At 50.8% G+C, this 3,200-nt stretch carries 1 protein-coding gene; it reads right to left on the bottom strand.

Annotated elements, in window-relative coordinates:
* Positions 1-58: 58 nt before the first annotated feature.
* Positions 59-3,076, bottom strand: a complete 3,018-nt coding sequence (locus tag A11A3_RS17005; RefSeq protein WP_021740570.1) for a Tn3-like element IS3000 family transposase — start codon at positions 3,074-3,076, stop codon at positions 59-61.
* Between the last annotated feature and the right edge of the window lie 124 nt (positions 3,077-3,200).

The following is a 3,200-nucleotide window of genomic DNA, read 5'->3' as shown; positions in this document are numbered from 1 at the left end:
CGTCCAAAAACGACAAAGTGCTCTGGAGGCCGCGCCGTCCGTGGCCTCCAGAGGGGTATTACTTTTCGCTGACGGGTAAATATCCCTCGATTGAGCGCATAAGCTCCTCCAGATCTGGCAATTTTTCGCTCAATTCGAAGTGGTAAGTCCCCTTGAGGTTAATGTTGTGCCAGGCCACAGGGGATGCCTGTTTGACGATATCTATTCTCTTGGTATCTCCTTGGTATTCGAAGCTGGTCAACAGCTGGCTGAGTATCCTGGAGTTGAAGTAAACGATGGCATTGGTGACCAGGCGAGCGCACTCATTCCATAGCTGGATTTCTTCGTCTGAACTGCCCCGGAACTGATCCCCATTGACGCTGCTCACGGCCCGACGCAGTTGGTGATAGGCCTCTCCCCGGTTCAGCGCGCGCTGAACATAGTTTCTTAAACTGGCATCATCGATGTAGCACAGTAGATAATTCGCTTTCACCAGGCGATTGTATTCCGTCAGGGCTTCCAGCAGCGGGTGATTGCGCTTGTACTCCGAGAGCTTTCTCACCAAGGTGGCTTGCGTTGTTTTCCGCTGCTTAAGTGATACTGCAATCCGTTGGATGGTATCCCAGTGCTGCGCAATACGATGGGTATTGATTGGCTTTTTTAAGCACAGCTGAATTCGGTGTTCTTTGTCTTCCTTGACATCAAACATGTCATTGATCACTTTGCCAACCTGGGCATAGCGTGGGGCAAACTGGTATCCGAACAGATCCAGTAACGCGAAGTTCACATGGTTCACCCCATGGGTATCGGTTGAGAGCACATCCGGAATGATGTCTGACGTATTGCTCATCAACAAATCAAAGATGTAGTGCGATTCATGTTCGTTGGCGCCGATCACTCTGGCGTTGATCGCAGCGTGATTGGCGATCAAGGTCATGGCAGAAACACCTTTTTGAGTGCCAAAGTACTTCGACGAATAACGGGTTTTGAAGGTCTCGCGCCGGGCTTCGAACTTTTGACCATCGGCACTGGCGTGGATCACATCTTCCTGGATGTTGTAGTACCGGAAGATGGGTAGCTTGGCTGTCGCGTTATTGATGTTGTCGTTAGCAGCATTCAATGTTTCCAGGCGAAGATAGTTCGCCTGGATAGTGCTGAGCTGATCATAGGTACGATCAGAGATCTGTGCCATGCCGTAAATGCCTTGATTGGTTGCATTGCCGACCAGAATTGCCAACAGGTCATATTCATGGGAACGGCTTCTGGATTGGGAACCCAGCACATGAGCGAAGCAGTCAATGAAACCGGTGTCACGATCAACCATGCGCAGTACATCCGCAATCCCCGTTGTGGGAATTTGCTGGAAGAAGGGATTGTTGACCAGATGATGTTTGCTGGCCGAAGGCAGGCGCCAGAAGCGTTTACCCTGCGGATTACGCAAGATGATATTCCGGTTGTCTTCCTGTTCAAGATATTCGCCGACTTCGTACAAACGGGTATCCAATTCCATGGCCATCTGTTTGATCAGCTTTTCAGGCTCCTCCGCTAATTTTGTAAAATGGCTCTGTTGAAGCAGCGTATATTTGTTTTTTCGCCAATGTTCCCCGTCGATCAGGTCGGCGTCGAGTGCCCGGTATTTAGTGATATCAGGCAGCGTCAGCTGGCCATTCAGGCGATCAGGAATCTGTTGATAGAGGAACCACTCATAACGATCGATCAGGATATTCCCTTCACCATCCAGCAGGAATTCACGTGATTTTTTGGAAAGGAGTCTGGTGTCGGCAGTTTGCAACTGAGCGTCCTGGCCGTTGAGTTCGTTTTGTGTTTTCGCCAAGGCGGCCGCTAAGTGCTGGGTGCCGTCGCAGCCTTCGAAGCGCAGACATAGGAACAACTCTCGCAGCAAACCTTTCCGCAGACTTTCTTTCTCGTCGCAGTACTGCCACATGGCTTCATCGACCGATCGTCGCTGCTCGTTCAGGAAGAGACATACAGATTCCAGATCCCTTTTGGTCAGCAGGCTCAGTGCTTGCTGTCTTACTGTTGCAAACGGTAGTTGCAGATCAATGCTGTCATCAATGAACAGGTGCAGTACTTCAGCTGCCTTGCTGACATTTTTAGCTGCTTTTTGCCAATCCTTAAACACCGCTTCCTGCGCATAATCCTTTGCCTTCTGTTTGGTCTGTCTGACATGATGCACAAAGCCATCGGCAATACGTTCCAGCGCTTGCTGCCATCGCGTTTGAAGATAGCACAATAAATACAGCCATTGGCTGCCTACGGTTTGACGTTTCAGTTTGGCACCGTAGTAGTCGACTTTCTCTGCCAGGTGTTGCAGATTTTTCTGCGACAGTGATAGCGTGCTCAACAGCAGATCCACTTCCGGCATCCAATGCTGGATATGGCGATAGACAATCAGTTCTTTCTCCAACTCGGTTCCGGTGAAGTTACGAGCCGATTGTCGCAACTGTCGGAACGGCAGTGGACCTGTGCCGTTCACGAGCTCCGCCAGTGCTTGCTTAAGACCGCGTGACATTGCACGCTCAAGGTGCGCGGCCATGTGTTCCTGTTCGTCTCCCACCACCTGACTGATGATCTTTTGCAGCGTGCTGTAGGCAGGGATTGCGATCTTCTGCCCCGAACAATATTCAATGGCCGCATCGAAGAGGTGCCTAGGCGCTGTCCAGGCTCTGGCTTGCTGGGATAAGTAATCTCTCAACGCCGCTCCATGGTCTTTGACATTCCAGCGCTGGTAGTTGCAGAGCTGGAAAACACGTTGGTAAATCCGTTCGTTCTCTTTTGGCGTGAGATTAAAGGGTCTACAGCCTGGGCCTGGTAGAACGGTTTGATAAACGTATTTGAGGTCCTGCTTGATCTGATGAAAGCCGGGATTCAGCACCACCGGCTTGGCTTTGAAATAGCCCAGCAGTACCACCAGCATGTAACGCTGGCCCCGATGACGGAGGCTTTTAGCGATCGCCAGTTCCTTATCGTTCAGCGAGAAAAAGAAGCGTTGGTCGGCGGAGGTGAAAGCGGGGGGTCCATATAACTCATCTTGTTCTGCCTCGGACAAGATTTGGACACGTTCTTCGAATGCCATGGATTTAGCCCAAAAAGACTAAATCTTACTCAAACAGAGCCCAAATAGGGATCTCGAAAAAAGTAATACCCCTCTGGAGGCCACAGACGGCGGGGCCTCCAGAGCACTTTGTCGTTTTTGGACG

This window comes from Alcanivorax hongdengensis A-11-3 (assembly GCF_000300995.1).
GTDB classification, from domain to species: domain Bacteria; phylum Pseudomonadota; class Gammaproteobacteria; order Pseudomonadales; family Alcanivoracaceae; genus Alcanivorax; species Alcanivorax hongdengensis.
This window is presented reverse-complemented; position numbering and strand designations above follow the sequence as displayed.